The 15837-nt window shown below is 65.9% G+C and carries 16 protein-coding genes; 13 read left to right on the top strand and 3 right to left on the bottom strand.

Going from position 1 to position 15837, the window contains the following annotated elements; genetic code table 11:
* Positions 1-49: 49 nt before the first annotated feature.
* Together ACE10W_RS33595 and ACE10W_RS33590 are read right to left on the bottom strand one after the other, a co-directional pair.
* The gene (locus ACE10W_RS33595; protein ID WP_028172968.1) at positions 50-754 is read right to left on the bottom strand and encodes a type 1 glutamine amidotransferase; all 705 of its coding nucleotides are present in this window, start codon (positions 752-754) and stop codon (positions 50-52) included.
* A 44-nt stretch (positions 755-798) separates the two neighbouring features.
* Entirely contained in the window at positions 799-1725 is a 927-nt protein-coding gene (locus ACE10W_RS33590; RefSeq protein ID WP_028172969.1) for a LysR family transcriptional regulator, read from the bottom strand.
* A 184-nt stretch (positions 1726-1909) separates the two neighbouring features.
* On the opposite strand from ACE10W_RS33590, the gene ACE10W_RS33585 reads away from it, so the two are divergent.
* Genes ACE10W_RS33585 through ACE10W_RS33545 form a run of 9 tightly spaced genes read left to right on the top strand, consistent with a single transcriptional unit; the run spans position 1910 to position 10670 of the window.
* Entirely contained in the window at positions 1910-2833 is a 924-nt protein-coding gene (locus ACE10W_RS33585) for an N-carbamoyl-D-amino-acid hydrolase (RefSeq protein WP_011089942.1), read from the top strand.
* Between the two features lie 32 nt (positions 2834-2865).
* A complete protein-coding gene (locus tag ACE10W_RS33580; RefSeq protein ID WP_028172970.1) occupies positions 2866-3693 on the top strand; it encodes an ABC transporter substrate-binding protein in 828 nt (275 codons plus the stop codon).
* Positions 3690-4547, top strand: coding sequence for an amino acid ABC transporter permease (locus ACE10W_RS33575; RefSeq protein WP_028172971.1), 858 nt, complete (start codon positions 3690-3692; stop codon positions 4545-4547). The genes ACE10W_RS33580 and ACE10W_RS33575 overlap by 4 nt, the downstream gene beginning before the upstream one ends.
* A complete protein-coding gene (locus tag ACE10W_RS33570; protein WP_304548270.1) occupies positions 4544-5308 on the top strand; it encodes an amino acid ABC transporter ATP-binding protein in 765 nt (254 codons plus the stop codon). Before ACE10W_RS33575 ends, ACE10W_RS33570 begins: the two co-directional genes overlap by 4 nt.
* Before the next feature lie 16 nt (positions 5309-5324).
* Positions 5325-6140 carry an ABC transporter substrate-binding protein gene (locus tag ACE10W_RS33565; protein ID WP_304548269.1) on the top strand — a complete coding sequence of 272 codons (816 nt, stop codon included), beginning with the start codon at positions 5325-5327 and terminating at the stop codon, positions 6138-6140.
* Positions 6127-7011 carry a polysaccharide deacetylase gene (locus ACE10W_RS33560; RefSeq protein WP_304548268.1) on the top strand — a complete coding sequence of 295 codons (885 nt, stop codon included), beginning with the start codon at positions 6127-6129 and terminating at the stop codon, positions 7009-7011. Before ACE10W_RS33565 ends, ACE10W_RS33560 begins: the two co-directional genes overlap by 14 nt.
* 8 nt (positions 7012-7019) lie before the next feature.
* The gene (locus ACE10W_RS33555; protein WP_304548267.1) at positions 7020-7676 is read left to right on the top strand and encodes an aspartate/glutamate racemase family protein; all 657 of its coding nucleotides are present in this window, start codon (positions 7020-7022) and stop codon (positions 7674-7676) included.
* Positions 7677-7716: 40 nt separating this feature from the next.
* The gene (locus ACE10W_RS33550) at positions 7717-9300 is read left to right on the top strand and encodes an ABC transporter substrate-binding protein (protein WP_304548266.1); all 1584 of its coding nucleotides are present in this window, start codon (positions 7717-7719) and stop codon (positions 9298-9300) included.
* Positions 9297-10670 carry an amidohydrolase family protein gene (locus tag ACE10W_RS33545; protein ID WP_304548265.1) on the top strand — a complete coding sequence of 458 codons (1374 nt, stop codon included), beginning with the start codon at positions 9297-9299 and terminating at the stop codon, positions 10668-10670. Before ACE10W_RS33550 ends, ACE10W_RS33545 begins: the two co-directional genes overlap by 4 nt.
* Positions 10671-10863: 193 nt before the next feature.
* Here the strand turns inward: ACE10W_RS33545 and ACE10W_RS33540 are convergent, their stop codons facing one another.
* The gene (locus ACE10W_RS33540) at positions 10864-11763 is read right to left on the bottom strand and encodes a LysR substrate-binding domain-containing protein (protein WP_011089933.1); all 900 of its coding nucleotides are present in this window, start codon (positions 11761-11763) and stop codon (positions 10864-10866) included.
* Positions 11764-12039: 276 nt separating this feature from the next.
* Here ACE10W_RS33540 and ACE10W_RS33535 point away from each other — a divergent pair, with 276 nt between their 5' ends.
* Genes ACE10W_RS33535 through ACE10W_RS33520 form a run of 4 tightly spaced genes read left to right on the top strand, consistent with a single transcriptional unit; the run spans position 12040 to position 15834 of the window.
* A complete protein-coding gene (locus tag ACE10W_RS33535) occupies positions 12040-13074 on the top strand; it encodes an ABC transporter substrate-binding protein (protein WP_304548264.1) in 1035 nt (344 codons plus the stop codon).
* A 23-nt stretch (positions 13075-13097) separates the two neighbouring features.
* Positions 13098-14135, top strand: a complete 1038-nt coding sequence (locus ACE10W_RS33530; RefSeq protein ID WP_060910221.1) for an ABC transporter ATP-binding protein — start codon at positions 13098-13100, stop codon at positions 14133-14135.
* A complete protein-coding gene (locus tag ACE10W_RS33525) occupies positions 14132-15031 on the top strand; it encodes an ABC transporter permease (RefSeq protein ID WP_011089930.1) in 900 nt (299 codons plus the stop codon). Before ACE10W_RS33530 ends, ACE10W_RS33525 begins: the two co-directional genes overlap by 4 nt.
* On the top strand, positions 15028-15834 hold the full coding sequence (locus ACE10W_RS33520) for an ABC transporter permease (protein WP_011089929.1): 807 nt from the start codon (positions 15028-15030) through the stop codon (positions 15832-15834). Before ACE10W_RS33525 ends, ACE10W_RS33520 begins: the two co-directional genes overlap by 4 nt.
* Positions 15835-15837 lie beyond the last annotated feature (3 nt).

Below are 15837 nucleotides of genomic sequence, written 5' to 3'. Positions count from 1 at the left end.
ATCTTCGATGCAATCCGACCTCTCCCCGCAAGCGGGGCGAGGTGAAGTCTCACCGCCTCGCCAGAAACCGCGTAATCGCCCCACCGAGCTTCGCGTTGTCCAGCGGCTGCGCCAGCGACGCGCGCGCCGTGGCGACGACGTCATCCGGCGCCTTGCCGTCGCGCAGCTCGCAGCACACTTGCGCGAACTCCACGTCGAACTCCGGATGCGGCTGCACGGTCAGCGTCGCGCCGTTGGCGTAGAGCAGGCCGGCATGCGGGGTGAACTCGGACGAGAGGATCGTCAGCGCGTCGGCCGGCGGCTCGATCACCTGGTCCTGATGTGAGGCGGCGATCGCGACCGCTTCGCCTTCGACGACGCCGTTCTCGGGCAGCACCTGATAGACGTGCCGGCCGATGCCCCAGCCTTTCTCCGACTTGCGCACGGTGCCGCCCAGGGCCTGCGCGATCAATTGATGGCCGAAGCACACGCCGACCATCGGCGTCTTGTTGGCGTAAGCCGTACGCACGAAATCTTCCAGCGACGCGATCCAGTCGAGCCCGTCATAGACGCCGGCGGCCGCGCCGGTGATCAGCACGGCTTCGAGCTTGCCTGGATCGGGAAGTGCATCGCCATTCGGGATGCTGACCACGTCGACCGTGGCCGTCGGATCCTCGGCGCGGACCATGCGCGCGAACATGTCGGGAAACGAGCCGTGCTGCTCGCGATATTCTTGCGGGACCTGCCCGGTCTCGATGATGGTGATGCGTGCCATGTGCCCCCCAAGGTCAAAAGGACAAGGTCAAAAGGTTGCGATACTCAGTCGCTTTCTGCCCCATGTTGCTGGTGTGGCGCTGGGCCCTCCAGCAGCGCGCTCTGCTTCCGCACCTCGCTCAGAAAGGCCTTGGCGAGGCGTGACAGCGGCTCGGCTTCCGACCAGAGCATGTAGGCGACCGCATGGGTGGTCGGCGTGAACGGCCGGACGACGAGGCCACTGCCGCCGTTCTGCCGCGGCGAGAACGGATCGACCACCGCGGCGCCGACGCCGGCGGCGGCGAGCACGCAGGCGGTGTTGCAGTAGCGCACCTCGACGGTCGGCCGGAATGGCGCGCCGGCCCGCGCAAAACTGTCGCGCACGGCCTCGCCGAGGCGCGTGCCGCGTTCGAGCCCGATGAAGGGCAGGCCGGACAGATCGGCGGCCGAGATCACGGGCCTGTCGGCGAGCGGATGCTGCGGCGGCAGCACGCAGACCATCTCGCCAGTGTGCACCACCTCGTGTGCGATGCCGGGATGATGCGTCAGCCCGAGCGCGAAGCCGAGCTCGGCGACACGGCTGAGCACGCCCTCGATGATGCCCTCGTAGCGCCGCACGTCGAAGAAGACGCGCGTCTCCGGGCGGCGGCGCAGGAAGCCCGACAGCGCGGACGGGATGATGCTGTAGGCAAGCGGCGGCGTCGCCACGATGGCGAGATGCCCGGACCGGTTCTCGCGCAGATCGCGCACGCGGTTCTCGAGTTTTGCGTGCAGCGCGAAGATCGCCTCGCTCTCCTTGTAGAGCGCCATCGCTTCGGCGGTCGGAAACAGCCGGTTGTTGACGCGCTCGAACAGCGCGAAACCCGCCTGCGCCTCCATGGTCTTCAGCGCGTTGCTGACCGCGGGCTGCGACAGAGCCAGCTCGTCCGCCGCCGCCACGGTGGTGCGGTGGCGGATGACGGCGCGCAGGATCTCGAGCTGACGCAGGTTCATATCACTGCCGATTATACTCAGGGCCAAAACATCATAGCAGAACGAATTGATTTTGCAGCCCCGCTTCCGCGTAATGGCGGCGGATTTGCACGTCGCATCAAGGGGTTCATTCGCCCATTGAGGCGGCACTGCGCACAGATTGGAGGCAATCTTGGTTCGTGTCCTTCGCGCCGCCGCCGCCCAGATGGGCCCGACGCAGAAAGCAGACTCGCGTGAGCATACGCTCTCGCGCATGCTCGCGCTGCTGGAGGAGGCCGCCGGCCGCGGCGCCAGCCTCGTGGTGTTCCCGGAGCTTGCCTTCACCACGTTCTTTCCGCGCTGGCTGCTGGAGGGCGAGGCGCTCGACCAATATTTCGAGCGCGGCATGCCCAACCCGGCGGTGGCCAAGCTGTTCGACCGCGCACGTGCGCTCCGTGTCGGTTTTTATGTCGGCTATGCCGAGCTGACGCCGGACGGCCGCCGCTACAATTGCGCCATCCTGGTCGATCGTGACGGCGAGATTCTCGGCCGCTATCGCAAGGTGCATCTGCCGGGCTCGGTCGAGCCGCGGCCGGGTGCGCGCTACCAGCAGCTGGAGAAGCGCTATTTCGAATATGGCGATCTCGGTTTTCCCGCCTTCCGGGCCGGTTCGGCCTGGGCCCACGCCATCATGGGCATGATGATCTGCAACGATCGCCGCTGGCCGGAATCCTGGCGCGTGCTCGGCCTGCAGGGCGTCGAGCTCGTCTGCATCGGCTACAATTCCGCTGCCTACGATCCGAATGGTGGCGCCACCGAAGACGGTGCCTTGCGCACCTTCCATTCGACGCTGGTGACGCAGGCCAATGCCTACATGAACGCGACCTGGGCGATCTCGGTGGCGAAGGCGGGCGAGGAGGACGGCTCCGGGCTGATCGGCGGCTCCTGCATCGTCGATCCCAATGGTCGCATCGTCGCGCAGGCCCAGACGCTGGCGGACGAGGTGGTCGTCGCCGACATCGATCTCGACCTCTGCCGCCAGGGCAAGGACAAGATGTTCAATTTCGCCGCCCACCGGCGGCCGGAGCAATACAGGGTGATCACCGAACGCGCCGGCGTCATCGAGCCGGCCGTTCTCGATGCGGACTGACCAAATGGCACGGCGTTAGCAAAGGAGCTGACATGACACGCCTCTCGCATTTTCTCAGCCTAGCAGCCTTGGCTGCCGTGACGTCGGCGCAGGCGGCCGAGCTTCCGGCGGAGATCAAGCAGGCGGGCGCGTTGAAGCTCACGGTCAACTCCACCTACGCGCCGATGGAATATCGCGACCCTGCGACCAACGAGCTGGTCGGGCTCGACATCGATCTTGCGAACGAGCTCGCCAAGCGGCTCGGCGGCCTCAAGATCGTCTGGAGCGAGACGCCGTTCGCCGAGTTGATCCCATCGCTCCAGACCAAGCGCGCCGATTTCATCATCTCCGGCATCTCGGACCGCGCCTCGCGGCGCGAGACCGCCGATTTCGTCGATTACCTCCAGACCGGCCCGCAGTTCTTCGTGATGGCGGACAGCGAGGCGAAGGCGGCGACCGATCTCTGCGGCAAGAAGGTCGGCACCACCCGCAGCACCAGCTTCCCGGTCGAGATCGAGAAGTGGAGCAAGCAGAATTGCGAGGCGGCCGGCAAGCCGGCGATCCAGTACGTGCCGGGCGAGAACTCGATCGACGTCCGCAACCAGCTCAAGCAGGGCCGCATCGACGCCGCCGTGCAGGGCAGCGAGACGCTGCCTTATGCGCAGACGCAGGAGCCCGGCAAATACCGCGTTGTCGGTGAGGCCTTCGCCAAGGGCTACCAGGGCATCATGTTCCGCAAGGACGATGCGGCCCTGCGCGAGGTGGTGACCGAGAAGCTCACGGCGATGATCTCCGACGGCGCCTACAAGGCCGTTCTCGACAAATGGGGCCTTGGCGCGAACGCAGTCGCCCAGCCCATGCTGAACGCGGCGCCGCAATGAAGCCGGCGCCGGCACTCGCGGAGGGTTTCCCTGATTTGTCGGGGATGCGGATCGCGCGCGAGCCGCACTGGTTCCGCTGGCTCAGCGCGGCCCTGATCGTCCTCGTGCTGGCGGCGATCGTGCGCGCGTTTGCGAACGGTCAGATCGAATGGTCCTATGTCAGCCGCTTCCTGACCGTGAAGGTTATCCTCGAAGGCATCGTCAACACCATGGTGATGGCGGTGCTGGCGATGATGCTCGGCATCTTTCTCGGCATCGTCGTGGCGATCATGCGGCTGTCGCCCAACCCGGTGCTGAAGACGGTGGCCGCCGGCTACACCTGGCTGTTTCGCGGCACGCCGCTGATCCTGCAACTGCTGCTCTGGTTCAACCTCGCACTGGTCTTTCCGACCATCGGCATTCCCGGCTTGTGGAGCGCGCGCGCCGTCGACGTCATGACGCCGTTTCTCGCCGCGCTGCTCGGGCTCGGCATCAACCAGGGCGCCTACACCTCCGAAGTGATGCGCGCCGGCATGCTGTCGGTCGACATCGGACAATATGAGGCAGCGCAGGCGATCGGCATGGGACGGCTGCGCGCGCTGCGGCGGATCGTGCTGCCGCAGGCGATGCGCGTGGTGATCCCGCCGCTCGGCAACGAGTTCATCGGCATGGTGAAGGCGACCTCGCTCGCGAGCGTCATCCAGTATCCGGAGCTGCTGCATAACGCCGAGAACATCTACTACGCGAATTCCCGCGTCATCGAGCTCTTGATCGTCGCCGGGCTCTGGTACCTGCTCGTGGTCTCGATCCTGACCCCGCTTCAGATGCTGCTCGAACGCCGTTTTGCACGCGGCACATTGCGGCTGGCGCGATGACAAAACCCCTCGTCGCGATCCGCTCCGTCAGCAAGAACTTTGGAGAGTTCCAGGCTCTCAGAAACGTCTCGCTCGACGTCTGGCCCGGCGAGGTGATGTGCTTGATCGGCGCCTCAGGCTCGGGCAAGACCACGCTGCTCCGCTGCATCAACCAGCTGGCCGCGATCGATGCCGGCGGCATCTGGCTCGACGGCGAGCTTTTGGGTGTGCGCGAGCAGGGCGGGCGGCTCCATCGGCTCACCGAACGGGAGATCGGGCGGCAGCGGCTGAAGACCGGCATGGTGTTCCAGCGCTTCAACCTGTTTCCGCACAAGACCGCGCTCGAGAACATCACCGAAGGTCCGCTCCAGGTGCAGGGCCGCGAACTAGATGAGGTGCGCGCCGAGGCGCTCGAGCTGCTCCGTCGCGTCGGGCTGGCGGCCAAGGCGGACTCGTATCCCGCGCAGCTCTCCGGCGGCCAGCAGCAGCGCGTCGCGATTGCGCGCGCCCTCGCCATGAAGCCGATGCTGATGTTGTTCGACGAGCCGACCAGCGCGCTCGATCCCGAGCTCGTCGGCGAGGTGCTCGCGGTCATGAAGGAACTGGCGAAGAGCGGCATGACCATGATGGTGGTGACGCACGAGCTCGGCTTCGCGCGCGAGGTCGCCGACCGCGTCGTCTATATGGACCAGGGCGCGATCGTCGAGCAGGGGCGCGCCTCGGACGTTCTGGGTACGCCGCGCGAGGAGCGCACCAAGGCATTTCTTTCGGCAGTGATCTGATATTGGGGGTGTGGTGATGAAGAGGCTTTTGGCTACGGCGGCGTTCTTGGGCGCTATGACTGTTTCGGCGTTGGCGATCGAGCTGCCGCCTGACATCGCAAAGCGCGGCAGCCTCAAGGTGGCGCTGGTGCCGAACTATCCGCCGATGGAATTCCGCGATCCCGCCACCAGCGCGCTCACGGGCTTCGACATCGATCTTGGCGAGGCGCTCGGGCGCAAGCTCGGTGTGAAGATCGAATGGACCGAGACCAGCTTCGCCGAATTCATGCCGTCGATTTCGACGGGGCGGGTGGATGCCATCCTGTCCGGTTTCACCGACTATGCGAGCCGGCACGAGATCGCGTCCTTCGTCGATTATTTGCGCAGCGGCCCGAAATTCTTCGTGCAGCAGTCCCGCGCGTCCGAGTTCAAGGACATGGCTGCGCTCTGCGGCAAGAAGGTCGGCGCCAGCCGCCGGACCATGTTTCCCGCAGAGATCGACAAGTGGAGCCAGAAGAACTGCGGCAGCAATCCGGTCCAGTTCGTCGGTACGGACGGCTCGGCCGATGCGCGCACGCAGCTCAGGCAGGGCCGTATCGATGCCGCCGTGCAGGGCAACGAGACGCTGCCCTATCTGATGGATCTCGAGCCGGGCACCTATGCGCCGGTCGGCGATCCCTTCGCGACGCAGTTCACGGGCATCGCGCTGCCGGTCAAGGAAAAGGCGTTGCAGCAGGCGATGGTCGAGGCACTAGATGCGCTGATCGCCGACGGCACCTATCGTACGCTGCTGGCGAAGTGGAAATTGAGCGACAACGCAATAGAGAAGGCGACCATCAATGCTGGACAGTAAGGCACTCAAGAGCATCCCGCTCGTTCCGGCCAACACCGCGGATCCCGCACCGGACTATCCCTGGCCGAAGCCATACAAGTCGGCGATGTTCCTGTCGTTCGACGTGGACGCGGAGAGCGCCTGGACCAGCAAGGACGCCGTGCACGCCCAGCGGCTCATCACCATGAGCTATGGCGGCTATGAGGCGCGCGTCGGCACGCCGAAACTTCTGGAGCTGCTCGACCAGCTCGATCTCAAGGCGACTTTCTTCGTCACGGGATGGTCGGTCGATGCGCATCCGGCGATGGCCGAATCCATCCTCAAGGCCGGCCACGAGATCGGCCATCACGGCTATCATCATCTGTTGCCCGATCCCGGCGATCCCTGGATCGAGGAGGAGCTGGAGCGTGGCTTCGAGGCGCTGAAGCGCCGGCTCGGCGTCAGGCCGACCGGCTATCGCGCGCCTTACGGCGAGTTCACCGAGGAGCTGCGCGTCGCGCTGGTGCGTCATGGCATCGTCTATACGTCCTCGTTCCGAGACGACGTCAGGCCCTATCGTCATCGTCTCGCCGACGGCAAGCCGGGCACGATCGAGCTGCCGGTGACCGCGAGCTATGACGACTGGATGCACGGCCTGTCCGCGCGCTTCAGCCCGCGCTCGATCTTCCCCAAGGAGCATGTGCTCTCGCTCTGGAAGGACGAGCTGGATGAGGTCCGCGACTGGGGCGCGATGGTGACGACCGTGCTGCATCCGCAATGCAGCGGCCGTCCGATGCGACTGCGCCTGCTGCGCGAGTTCCTGACCTACGCAAAGTCCTGCCCCGACGTCTGGATCACCACCGGTGAGAAGATCGCGGAAAACTTCCTGCGCCACGAAGCCGGCAGCCGCTGAGCCACGCCATGACCCGTCGCCGTATCCTCGTCATCAACCCCAACTCCTCGGCATCGGTGACGGCGGCGATCGACGACGCGGTCGCGCCGCTGCGGATCGTTGGCGGGCCTGACATCGAGGTGGTCGGCCTTGCCGAGGGCCCGCCCGGCATCAGCTCGCAGCGCGATGCCGACAGCGTGGTCATGCCGCTGGTCAATCGCGTCACGCGCGACGATGCGGATGCCTTCGTGCTCGCCTGCTTCAGCGATCCCGGCCTGCATGCGGTGCGTGAGGCGGCCGGTGGCCGCCCGGTGCTGGGTATCGCCGAATGCGGCATCTTTCGCGCGCTGATGCTGGGCGAACGTTTCGGTGTCATCGCCCTGTCGCCGTCGAGCATCCGCCGCCAGCAGCGCATGGCGCGGGTGATGGGCGTCGACAGCCGCTACGCCGGAAGCTGGTCGGTCGGCGCGAGCGCGGCGGAGACGGCGAGCGCCGACATCCGCGGCCGGTTGATCGACGCCGGCCGTGCGCTGGTTACGCAGTGCCGCGCCGATGTCGTGGTGATGGGCTGCGCCGGCATGGCCTCCCACCGCGCGGCCATCGCGGATGCGATCGGCGTGCCCGTGGTCGAGCCGGCGCAGCAGGCGGTGGCCGCTGCGATCGGCGCGGTTTTGTTGAACACGTAATACGAATGATGAAGTTCGATCTCTTGAGGAGCCTCCCGTAATGCCCATCTCTCGCCGCTCGCTCCTCAAGGCTGCCGCCACAGTGCCGGCGCTCTCGCTGCCCGGCATCGTCCGCGCCGAATCCCAGAGCACGCTGCGCTTCATTCCCGTCATCGACCTCGCCTTTGTCGACCCCATCTATTCGACCGCGCAAGTGTCCCGAAACCACGGCTTCATGGTCTACGACACGCTCTACGGCATGAGCTCCTCGCTCCAGGTCTCGCCGCAGATGCTGTCGGGCCACACCATCTCCGCCGACGGGCTGCAGTGGGACCTCAGCTTGCGCGACGGCCTGTTCTGGCATGACGGCGAGCGTGTGCTCGCCCGCGACTGCGTCGCCAGCATCCGCCGCTGGGCGGCGCGCGACGGCTTTGGCGGCGAGCTGATGGAGGCGACCGCCGAGCTCTCGGCCACTGATGACCGCACCATCCGCTTCCGCCTCAAGCGTCCGTTCCCGCTGCTGCCGCAGGCGCTCGGCAAGGCCGCGATCAACGCCTGCTTCATGATGCCGGAGCGGCTGGCGAGTCAGGACCCGTTCAAGCCGCTCACCGAGGTCATCGGCAGTGGCCCGTTCCGCTACCTCGCCGACGAGCGCGTGCAGGGCGCCCGCAATGCCTATGCCAAGTTCGAGCGCTACCAACCGCGCACCGACGGCAAGCCGGATTGGACGGCCGGCCCGAAGATCGTGCATTACGACCGCGTGGTCTGGACCACGACGCCCGATGCCGGCACCGGCGTCGCCGCGCTCCAGACCGGCGAGCAGGACTGGCAGGAGACCACGCCGCACGACCTGTTGCCGATCATCAAGGCCGCCGGCGATATCGACACGCGCATCCTCGATCCCCGCGGCTATGCCTGCATGCTGCGCCTCAATCATCTCCAGCCGCCGTTCGACAATCCCGCCGTCCGCCGCGCGCTGCTGGGCGCGATCGACCAGTCTGCCTTCATGACGGCGGTCGCCGGCACCGATCCGGCCTTCCAGGTGTCGCCCATCGGCTATTTCGCTCCGGGCACGCCGATGGCGAGCGAGGTCGGTCTCGACGTCTTCCGCGGCCCGCGCGACTACGCCAAGGTGAAGGCGGATCTGAAGGCCGCCGGCTACAATGGCGAGAAGATCGTCCTGCTCGTCCCCACCAACTCGCTGGCGCAGAAGCCGCTCGGCGAGATCGCCGTGGACTCCTTGCGCAAGGCCGGCATGAACGTCGAATATGCCGGGCTTGATTTCGCCGTCGTGTTGCAGCGCCAGCTCAAGAAGGACCCGCTTCCGCAGGGTGGCTGGAGCGCGGCGGTCGGCAACTGGCAGGGCATCGACTGGCTCAATCCGGCCGGCAACACCAACATCCGCGGCGAAGGCAAAGTCGCCGGCTGGTACGCGAGCGAGAAGATGGGGGCCTTGCGCAGCCAGTGGCTGGCGGCCTCCGAGCTCGCCGAGCAGCAGCGCATCTGCCGCGAGATCCAGGCGGTGGCGTTCGAGGAAATCCCCTATATTCCGATCGGCCTGTACAAGCAGCCGACCGCCTATCGCAAGGCCATCACCGGCATTCTCGACGGCACCGCCGTCTTCTGGAACGTACGCCCCGCATGAGCACGATCGCAATCTTCGGCAGCTATGTGCTGTCACGGAAAGACGGCGCGCAGGATGTGCTGCGCGACCATTGGGTCCTGGTCGAAGGCAAGAAGATCGCCGCGGTCACGCGCGACAAGCCGAGCGCGGACGAGGTCTACGACAGGCCCGGCCGCTTCGTGCTGCCGGGCCTGTTGAACCTGCACAATCACTGCTTCTCTGAAGCCGTGGCGCGCAGCCACAGCGAGGACGGCAACGGTCGCAAGAACAATCAAAGCATCGTCTACACGGTGCTGCTGCCGCTCACCAAGCGCGGTGCGGATATCCTGTCGGCGGAAGAGCGCATGGCGGTCGCACGGCTCGGCATCCTCCAGCTCCTCAAGGGCGGCGCCACCACGGTGATGGAGCCGTTCCGCAATTCGATCCCCGAGATGTTCGACGCGGCGGAAGAGATGGGCATCCGCTTCTACGGCGCGCCCTACCTGTTCTCCACCTCCGACGCCAAGGCGGGTTCGGATGGTGTGGTTCAGTACTCCGGCGATGACGGTGCCGCCGACATGGCGACGTGGGATGCGCTTTATCAGCGCTGGAACAATCGCGGCGACGGCCGCATCAGCCTCGCGATGAGCCCGCACGCCACCGACACCTGCGGCCCCGATCTGCTCAAGGCCTGCGCGGCGCGGGCGCGCGAGCTCGGCGTGCCGATCACGACGCACATGGCGCAGAGCCGCGGCGAGGTCGAGACCATCGGCAAGCGCTATGGCGGCCGCACGCCGGCGGAGTATCTGGACTGGCTCGGCCTGCTCGCGCCCGACCTGATGGCGGCGCATTGCATGTTCAGCACCGACGACGATCTCAAGCTGATGGCCGCGCGCGGCATGACCGTGCTGAATTGCCCGCGCGTGTTCGCGCGTGCCGGCGTCACCGCCGCCTTCAGCCGCTTCGCCGAGCACGGCGTGCGCACCGTGGTCGGCACCGACGGCTACAACATGGATCTGCTCGGCGAACTCAATGCGGCCTCGCTGATCTCCAAGATCACGTCCCAGCGCGCCGATGTCGCCAATTCACCGGAGTTGATCGAAGCGAACACGGCGGTCGCCGCCGACGTCGTCAAGCGGCCGGACCTCGGCCGGATCGAGCCGGGCGCGACCGCCGACCTCACGGTGGTCGATCTCACCCATCCGCATCTCCAGCCGCTGTTCGATCCGCGTCGCGCGCTGATCGCGCTCGCCAACCGCGCCAATATCGATCAGGTCATGGTCGACGGCCGCGTGCTAGTTGATGGCGGCCGCTATCTCGGCGCCGACGAAGCGGCGATCACCGCCGCCGGCAGCGCTGCGATCGGCAAGATCTGGGACCTGCCGGAGGCTCAGGCGGCGTTCAACGGCTGAGAGGCTGCCGGTGCTACGAAGACGGTGCGCTCCCTCTCCCGCTTGCGGGAGAGGGCAGGGGAGAGGGTTCTCTCCAACCGGGGACACTCCCGATGCGGAGAGAGCCCCCACCCGGCGCTTCGCGCCGACCTCCCCCGCAAGCGGGAGAGGTTGCAGCGAGCCTGTAGCCAAATCGTTTCAATCCAAGGGCATTCTAATCCTCGAACTCCGCGAGCGACTTGCGCATGGTCTCGACCAGATCCAGCGCCACCGGCGAGGGGCTGCGCTGCGCCGGAAAGACCGCGGAGAATTCGAAGTCGATGCGCGGCAGGAAGCGGCGCACCACGACGCCGCGGGTGGAGAATTCCTGCGCGGTGAAGGGATCGCAGATCGCGACGCCAAGTCCTGACGACACCATGCCGCACATGATCTCCGACAGCGTGGTCTCCACCCGCAGCACGCGGCGGACATCATGGCGATGGAAGACCTGGTCGACGAGGTGCCGGCTCGACGATCCCGCCGACAGCGAGATGAACGTCTCGCCCTCGAAATCGCGCGGCTCCAGCACCTCTTTCTCCGCGAGGCGATGACCGGTCGGTAGCACTGCGACGCGCGCCAGCGCCGGCAGCCGCAGACTCGGCAGGCCGGAATGGGCGATCGGCACCTCGGCAAAGCCGATGTCGCATTGATTGTTCAGCACCCAGTCGACCACGATCGGCGAGATCACCCCGAAGAAGGCGAGGTTGAGGTTGGGGCGCTCCTTCAGGAAATGCCCGGCGAGCCGCGGCAGATAGCCGTTCGAGAGCGCCGGCAGCGCGGCGATCCGCAACGACCCGGTGCGGCGGCCGCGGATTTCTTCGGCCGCGGCAGTGATGCGTTCGAGTCCGACGAAGGAGCGCTCCACCTCGGTGTAAAGCGCCATCGCCGCGGCAGTCGGCACCAGGCCGGTACCGCGCCGCTCGAACAGCTCCATTTTCAACAGCGCCTGGAGGTCGCGCAGCAACCGGCTGACCGCCGGTTGCGTCACGGTCATCAGCGCCGCCGCCTCGGTCACGCTGCCGGTCAGCATCGTCGCGCGGAAGGCCTCCACCTGCCGCGAATTGATCCGCGCCATACCAAATTCCATTCATAACATTTAGGCATGCAGAGGGTGCCATTATTCATTGGACGATGGAAGTATAGGTTTGCGATCTTTTTCATCAGGACTGGAGACAGCCCGCTTTTTCGGCAGATTGGAGGGGTTTGGACCTCCAGATCGCGCCAAAACCCGCCGAACGGGGGCCGGAGCCCTGATCGGGGAGGAATTTGCGCGGAAGGAGATGCGGAAGGCGCTTCAGTCAGCGAGACACGTCGGCGCGTCACCTCATTCCGGTATTGGAGATCGGTCCACATGAAGACTTTTCGCCTTCTGACAGCGGTCAGCATCGCGGCTCTCGTTGTCGCCTCTTCGGCCGCCTCGGCCCAGCAGAAAACGCTCTATGTCGCCGGCTATGGCGGCTCGTTCGAGAAGACCATTCGCGACGAGGTGATCCCGGCCTTCGAGAAGGAGAACGGCGTCAAGGTCGAATACGTCGCCGGCAACTCCACCGACACGCTGGCCAAGCTTCAGGCGCAGAAGGGCAACCAGCAGATCGACGTCGCCATCGTCGATGACGGCCCGATGTACCAGGCGATCCAGCTCGGCTTCTGCGGCAAGCTCGAGGGCCTGCCCACCGATCTCTACGACACTGCCCGCTTCAAGGACGATCGTGCGGTGGCGATCGGCATCGTCGCGACCGGGCTGATGTACAACACCAAGGTGTTTGCCGAGAAAGGCTGGGCCCCGCCGACCTCGTGGAACGACCTGAAGGATACGAAGTACGCCAAGCAGCTCGTCATTCCGCCGATCAACAACACCTACGGCCTCGAAGCGCTGGTGATGCTGTCGAAGATGAACGGCGGCGGCGAGTCCAACGTCGATTCCGGCTTCAAGATCTTCAAGGAGCAGATCAATCCGAACGTGCTCGCCTATGAGCCGTCGCCGGGCAAGATGACCGAGCTGTTCCAGTCCGGCCAGGCCGTGATCGCGGTGTGGGGCACCGGCCGTGTGCAGAGCTTCGCCAACACCGGCTTCCCCGTCGACTTCGTCTATCCCAAGGAAGGCGCGGCGACGCTGCTGACGACGGCCTGTCCGATCACCAAGCCGAACGCTTCGCCGCTCGCGTCCAGCTTCGTCAAGATGTTGCTCGATCCAAAAATCCAGCTCGTGATGCTCAAGGATTACGGCTATGGCCCGGTGCTGAAATCGCTGGCGATCCCGCCGGAGCTCGGCAAGATGGCGCCGATCGGCGAGCGCGCGGCAAAGCTCTATAATCCGGACTGGACGGTCATCAACGAGAAGCGCGAGGAGTGGACCAAGCGCTGGAATCGCGAAGTCGAACGCTAATCGTTCGCGGCGGAGACAGCGTCATGGCCTATCTCGAGCTCGATCGGGTCGCCAAGCAGTTCGGAGCACAGACTGTGGTCGATGACTTCAGTCTGTCGGTGGGGAAGGGGGAGTTCATCTCCTTCCTCGGCCCGTCCGGCTGCGGCAAGACCACGACCCTGCAGATGATCGCGGGCTTCCTCGATCCCACGCGCGGCGCGATTCGCCTCGAGGGCAAGGACCTGACCGCGATCCATCCGGCCAGGCGTGGCCTCGGCATCGTGTTCCAGAGCTACGCGCTGTTTCCGCACATGACCGCGGCGGAGAACGTCGCCTTCGGCCTCGAGATGCGCAAGGTGCCGCGCGCCGAAAGGGCCGAGCGCGTTCGCGCCGCGCTCGCGATGGTCGGCCTCGCCGGCTACGAGGATCGCCATCCGCGCCGCATGTCCGGCGGCCAGCAGCAGCGCGTGGCGCTGGCGCGTGCGCTGGTGATCAAGCCGAGCGTGCTGCTGCTCGACGAGCCGCTGTCGAACCTCGATGCCAAGCTGCGCGAGGAGATGCAGATCGAGCTGCGCCAGATCCAGCGCACCATCGGCACCACCACGATCCTGGTCACGCACGACCAGAACGAGGCGATGTCGCTGTCCGACCGCATCGTGGTGATGAGCCAGGGCAAGATCGAGCAGATCGGCACGCCGCAGGAGACCTATGAGAAGCCGGCCTCGGCCTTCGTCTCGCAGTTTCTCGGCAAGACCAACGACTTTGCCGCGACGATCGATCGGGCCACGGCGCCCGCGAAGCTGGTGGCGGGCTCCTGGAGCGCGCCGGCACCAGTTGGCCTCAGCGGTCCCGTCACCGTCAGCATTCGGCCCGAGCGGATCGGTTTTGGCGATGCGGGCCTCAGCGCAAAGATCGTCACGCGCATTTTCCAGGGCAATCACTGGCTGTTCCAGTGCGACAGCGAATGCGGTCCTGCGATCGTGATCCGCCAGAATGACGGCCAGTCACAGCCGGCCGAAGGCGAGACCGTTCGTCTTGCCTGGCGACCTGAGGACATGAGCGTGCGCGGAGCTGCCGCATGAGTGCGGTCGCAGACACGGCTCCGCCGGGGGCCGCCGATGCGCGCATCGCACGCGCGCCATGGGTACTCTCCGCGCCCGCCTTGATGCTGTTCGTCGGCGTGCTGCTGATTCCGCTCGCGATGACCGTGATGCTGTCGTTCCACGATTGGGGCCAGTACAAGGGCATTGAGCCGGTCTTCATCCTGAAGAACTGGCACGAGATCGCGACCGATCCCTACTACGCCGAAATGTTCTGGCGGACGTTTCGCATCGCGATCCTGACGACTCTCCTCACTGCCCTGCTAGGTGCGCCCGAAGCCTACATCCTCAACCGCATGAGCGGACGCTGGAAGAGCTTCTTCCTGCTCGTCATCCTCGGACCGCTGCTGATCTCCGTGGTGGCGAGGACGCTCGGCTGGGCGCTGCTGTTCGGCGGCAACAACGGGCTCGTCAACAAGCTCCTGATGTCGGCCGGGCTGATCCGTGCACCGATTCCCTTCATGTTCACCGAGACCGGCATGGTGATCGCGCTGGCGCATGTGATGATGCCGTTCATGGTGCTGTCGGTGTGGGCCGCGCTTCAGCGGCTCGATCCGCAGATCGAGAACGCCGCGATGTCGCTTGGTGCAGGTCCGATCACCACTATTCGCCGCATCATCATGCCGCAGATCATGCCGGGCGTGCTGTCGGGCGCGATCATCGTGTTCTCGCTCTCGGCCAGCGCCTTTGCGACGCCCGCGATTATCGGCGGCCGCCGGCTCAAGGTTGCGGCGACGCTGGCCTATGACGAGTTCCTGAACACGCTGAACTGGCCGCTCGGCGCGGCTGTCGCGACGCTGCTGCTGGTTGCGCTGGTCTTGATCGTCGTCGGCAGCAACGCCCTGATCGAGCGGCGTTACGCGGAGGTGTTCCGATGAGACGGAACGGCCCGCTGGCGCTGATCTTCCACACCGTCTTCGTCATCGTCATGGTGGCGCCGATCCTGGTGGTCTGCCTCGTCGCCTTCACGCCCGAAGGCTTCCTGTCGCTGCCGACCAACGGCTTTTCGCTGCGCTGGTTCAGGACCATCGCGAACTATCCTGAATTCATCCACGCCTTCTGGGTCAGCCTCGGCCTCGGTGCGCTCTCGTCCCTCGTGGCGCTCTTGTTCGCGGTGCCCGCGGCGCTCGCGATCGCGCGCTATCGCTTCCGCGGCCGCGATGCGCTGGCAGCGCTGTTCCTGTCGCCGCTGATGATCCCGCATGTCGTGCTCGGCATCGCCTTCCTCCGCTTCTTCACCTCGGCTGGCCTCGGCGGCAGCTTCGCGGCGCTGATCATCGCGCATGTCATCATCGTGTTTCCGTTCGCGCTGCGGCTGACGCTTGCGGCCGCGACCGGCATGGACCTTTCGGTCGAGATGGCGGCGGTCTCGCTCGGCGCCGGCGGCTGGACGCTGTTCCGCCGCGTGACCTTGCCGCTGATCCTGCCCGGCGTCATCAGCGGCTGGGCGCTGGCCTTCATCCAGTCCTTTGACGATCTCACCATGACCGTCTTCCTCGCGGCGCCCGGCACCGAGACGTTGCCGGTGCGCATGTTCCTTTATATCCAGGACAACATCGATCCGCTGGTGACGTCGGTCTCGGCCTGCGTGATCGCGATCACCATGACCGCCCTCATTCTGCTCGACCGCTTCTACGGGCTCGACCGTGTGCTCGCCGGCAAGGGCGATACGGGACGATAGGAG

The organism is Bradyrhizobium sp. B025 (genome assembly GCF_042257955.1).
Classification (GTDB): Bacteria; Pseudomonadota; Alphaproteobacteria; order Rhizobiales; family Xanthobacteraceae; genus Bradyrhizobium; species Bradyrhizobium diazoefficiens.
This window is presented reverse-complemented; position numbering and strand designations above follow the sequence as displayed.

Bases quoted from the DNA above. Each gene is read 5' to 3' on its own strand.
- ACE10W_RS33535 (WP_304548264.1), top strand. From the start codon at position 12,040: ATGAAGACTTTTCGCCTTCTGACAGCGGTCAGCATCGCGGCTCTCGTT.
- ACE10W_RS33575 (WP_028172971.1), top strand. From the start codon at position 3,690: ATGAAGCCGGCGCCGGCACTCGCGGAGGGTTTCCCTGATTTGTCGGGG.
- ACE10W_RS33555 (WP_304548267.1), top strand. From the start codon at position 7,020: ATGACCCGTCGCCGTATCCTCGTCATCAACCCCAACTCCTCGGCATCG.
- ACE10W_RS33585 (WP_011089942.1), top strand. From the start codon at position 1,910: ATGGGCCCGACGCAGAAAGCAGACTCGCGTGAGCATACGCTCTCGCGC.
- ACE10W_RS33525 (WP_011089930.1), top strand. From the start codon at position 14,132: ATGAGTGCGGTCGCAGACACGGCTCCGCCGGGGGCCGCCGATGCGCGC.
- ACE10W_RS33545 (WP_304548265.1), top strand. From the start codon at position 9,297: ATGAGCACGATCGCAATCTTCGGCAGCTATGTGCTGTCACGGAAAGAC.
- ACE10W_RS33590 (WP_028172969.1), bottom strand. From the start codon at position 1,725: ATGAACCTGCGTCAGCTCGAGATCCTGCGCGCCGTCATCCGCCACCGC.
- ACE10W_RS33550 (WP_304548266.1), top strand. From the start codon at position 7,717: ATGCCCATCTCTCGCCGCTCGCTCCTCAAGGCTGCCGCCACAGTGCCG.
- ACE10W_RS33520 (WP_011089929.1), top strand. From the start codon at position 15,028: ATGAGACGGAACGGCCCGCTGGCGCTGATCTTCCACACCGTCTTCGTC.
- ACE10W_RS33530 (WP_060910221.1), top strand. From the start codon at position 13,098: ATGGCCTATCTCGAGCTCGATCGGGTCGCCAAGCAGTTCGGAGCACAG.
- ACE10W_RS33560 (WP_304548268.1), top strand. From the start codon at position 6,127: ATGCTGGACAGTAAGGCACTCAAGAGCATCCCGCTCGTTCCGGCCAAC.
- ACE10W_RS33580 (WP_028172970.1), top strand. From the start codon at position 2,866: ATGACACGCCTCTCGCATTTTCTCAGCCTAGCAGCCTTGGCTGCCGTG.
- ACE10W_RS33565 (WP_304548269.1), top strand. From the start codon at position 5,325: ATGAAGAGGCTTTTGGCTACGGCGGCGTTCTTGGGCGCTATGACTGTT.
- ACE10W_RS33570 (WP_304548270.1), top strand. From the start codon at position 4,544: ATGACAAAACCCCTCGTCGCGATCCGCTCCGTCAGCAAGAACTTTGGA.
- ACE10W_RS33595 (WP_028172968.1), bottom strand. From the start codon at position 754: ATGGCACGCATCACCATCATCGAGACCGGGCAGGTCCCGCAAGAATAT.
- ACE10W_RS33540 (WP_011089933.1), bottom strand. From the start codon at position 11,763: ATGGCGCGGATCAATTCGCGGCAGGTGGAGGCCTTCCGCGCGACGATG.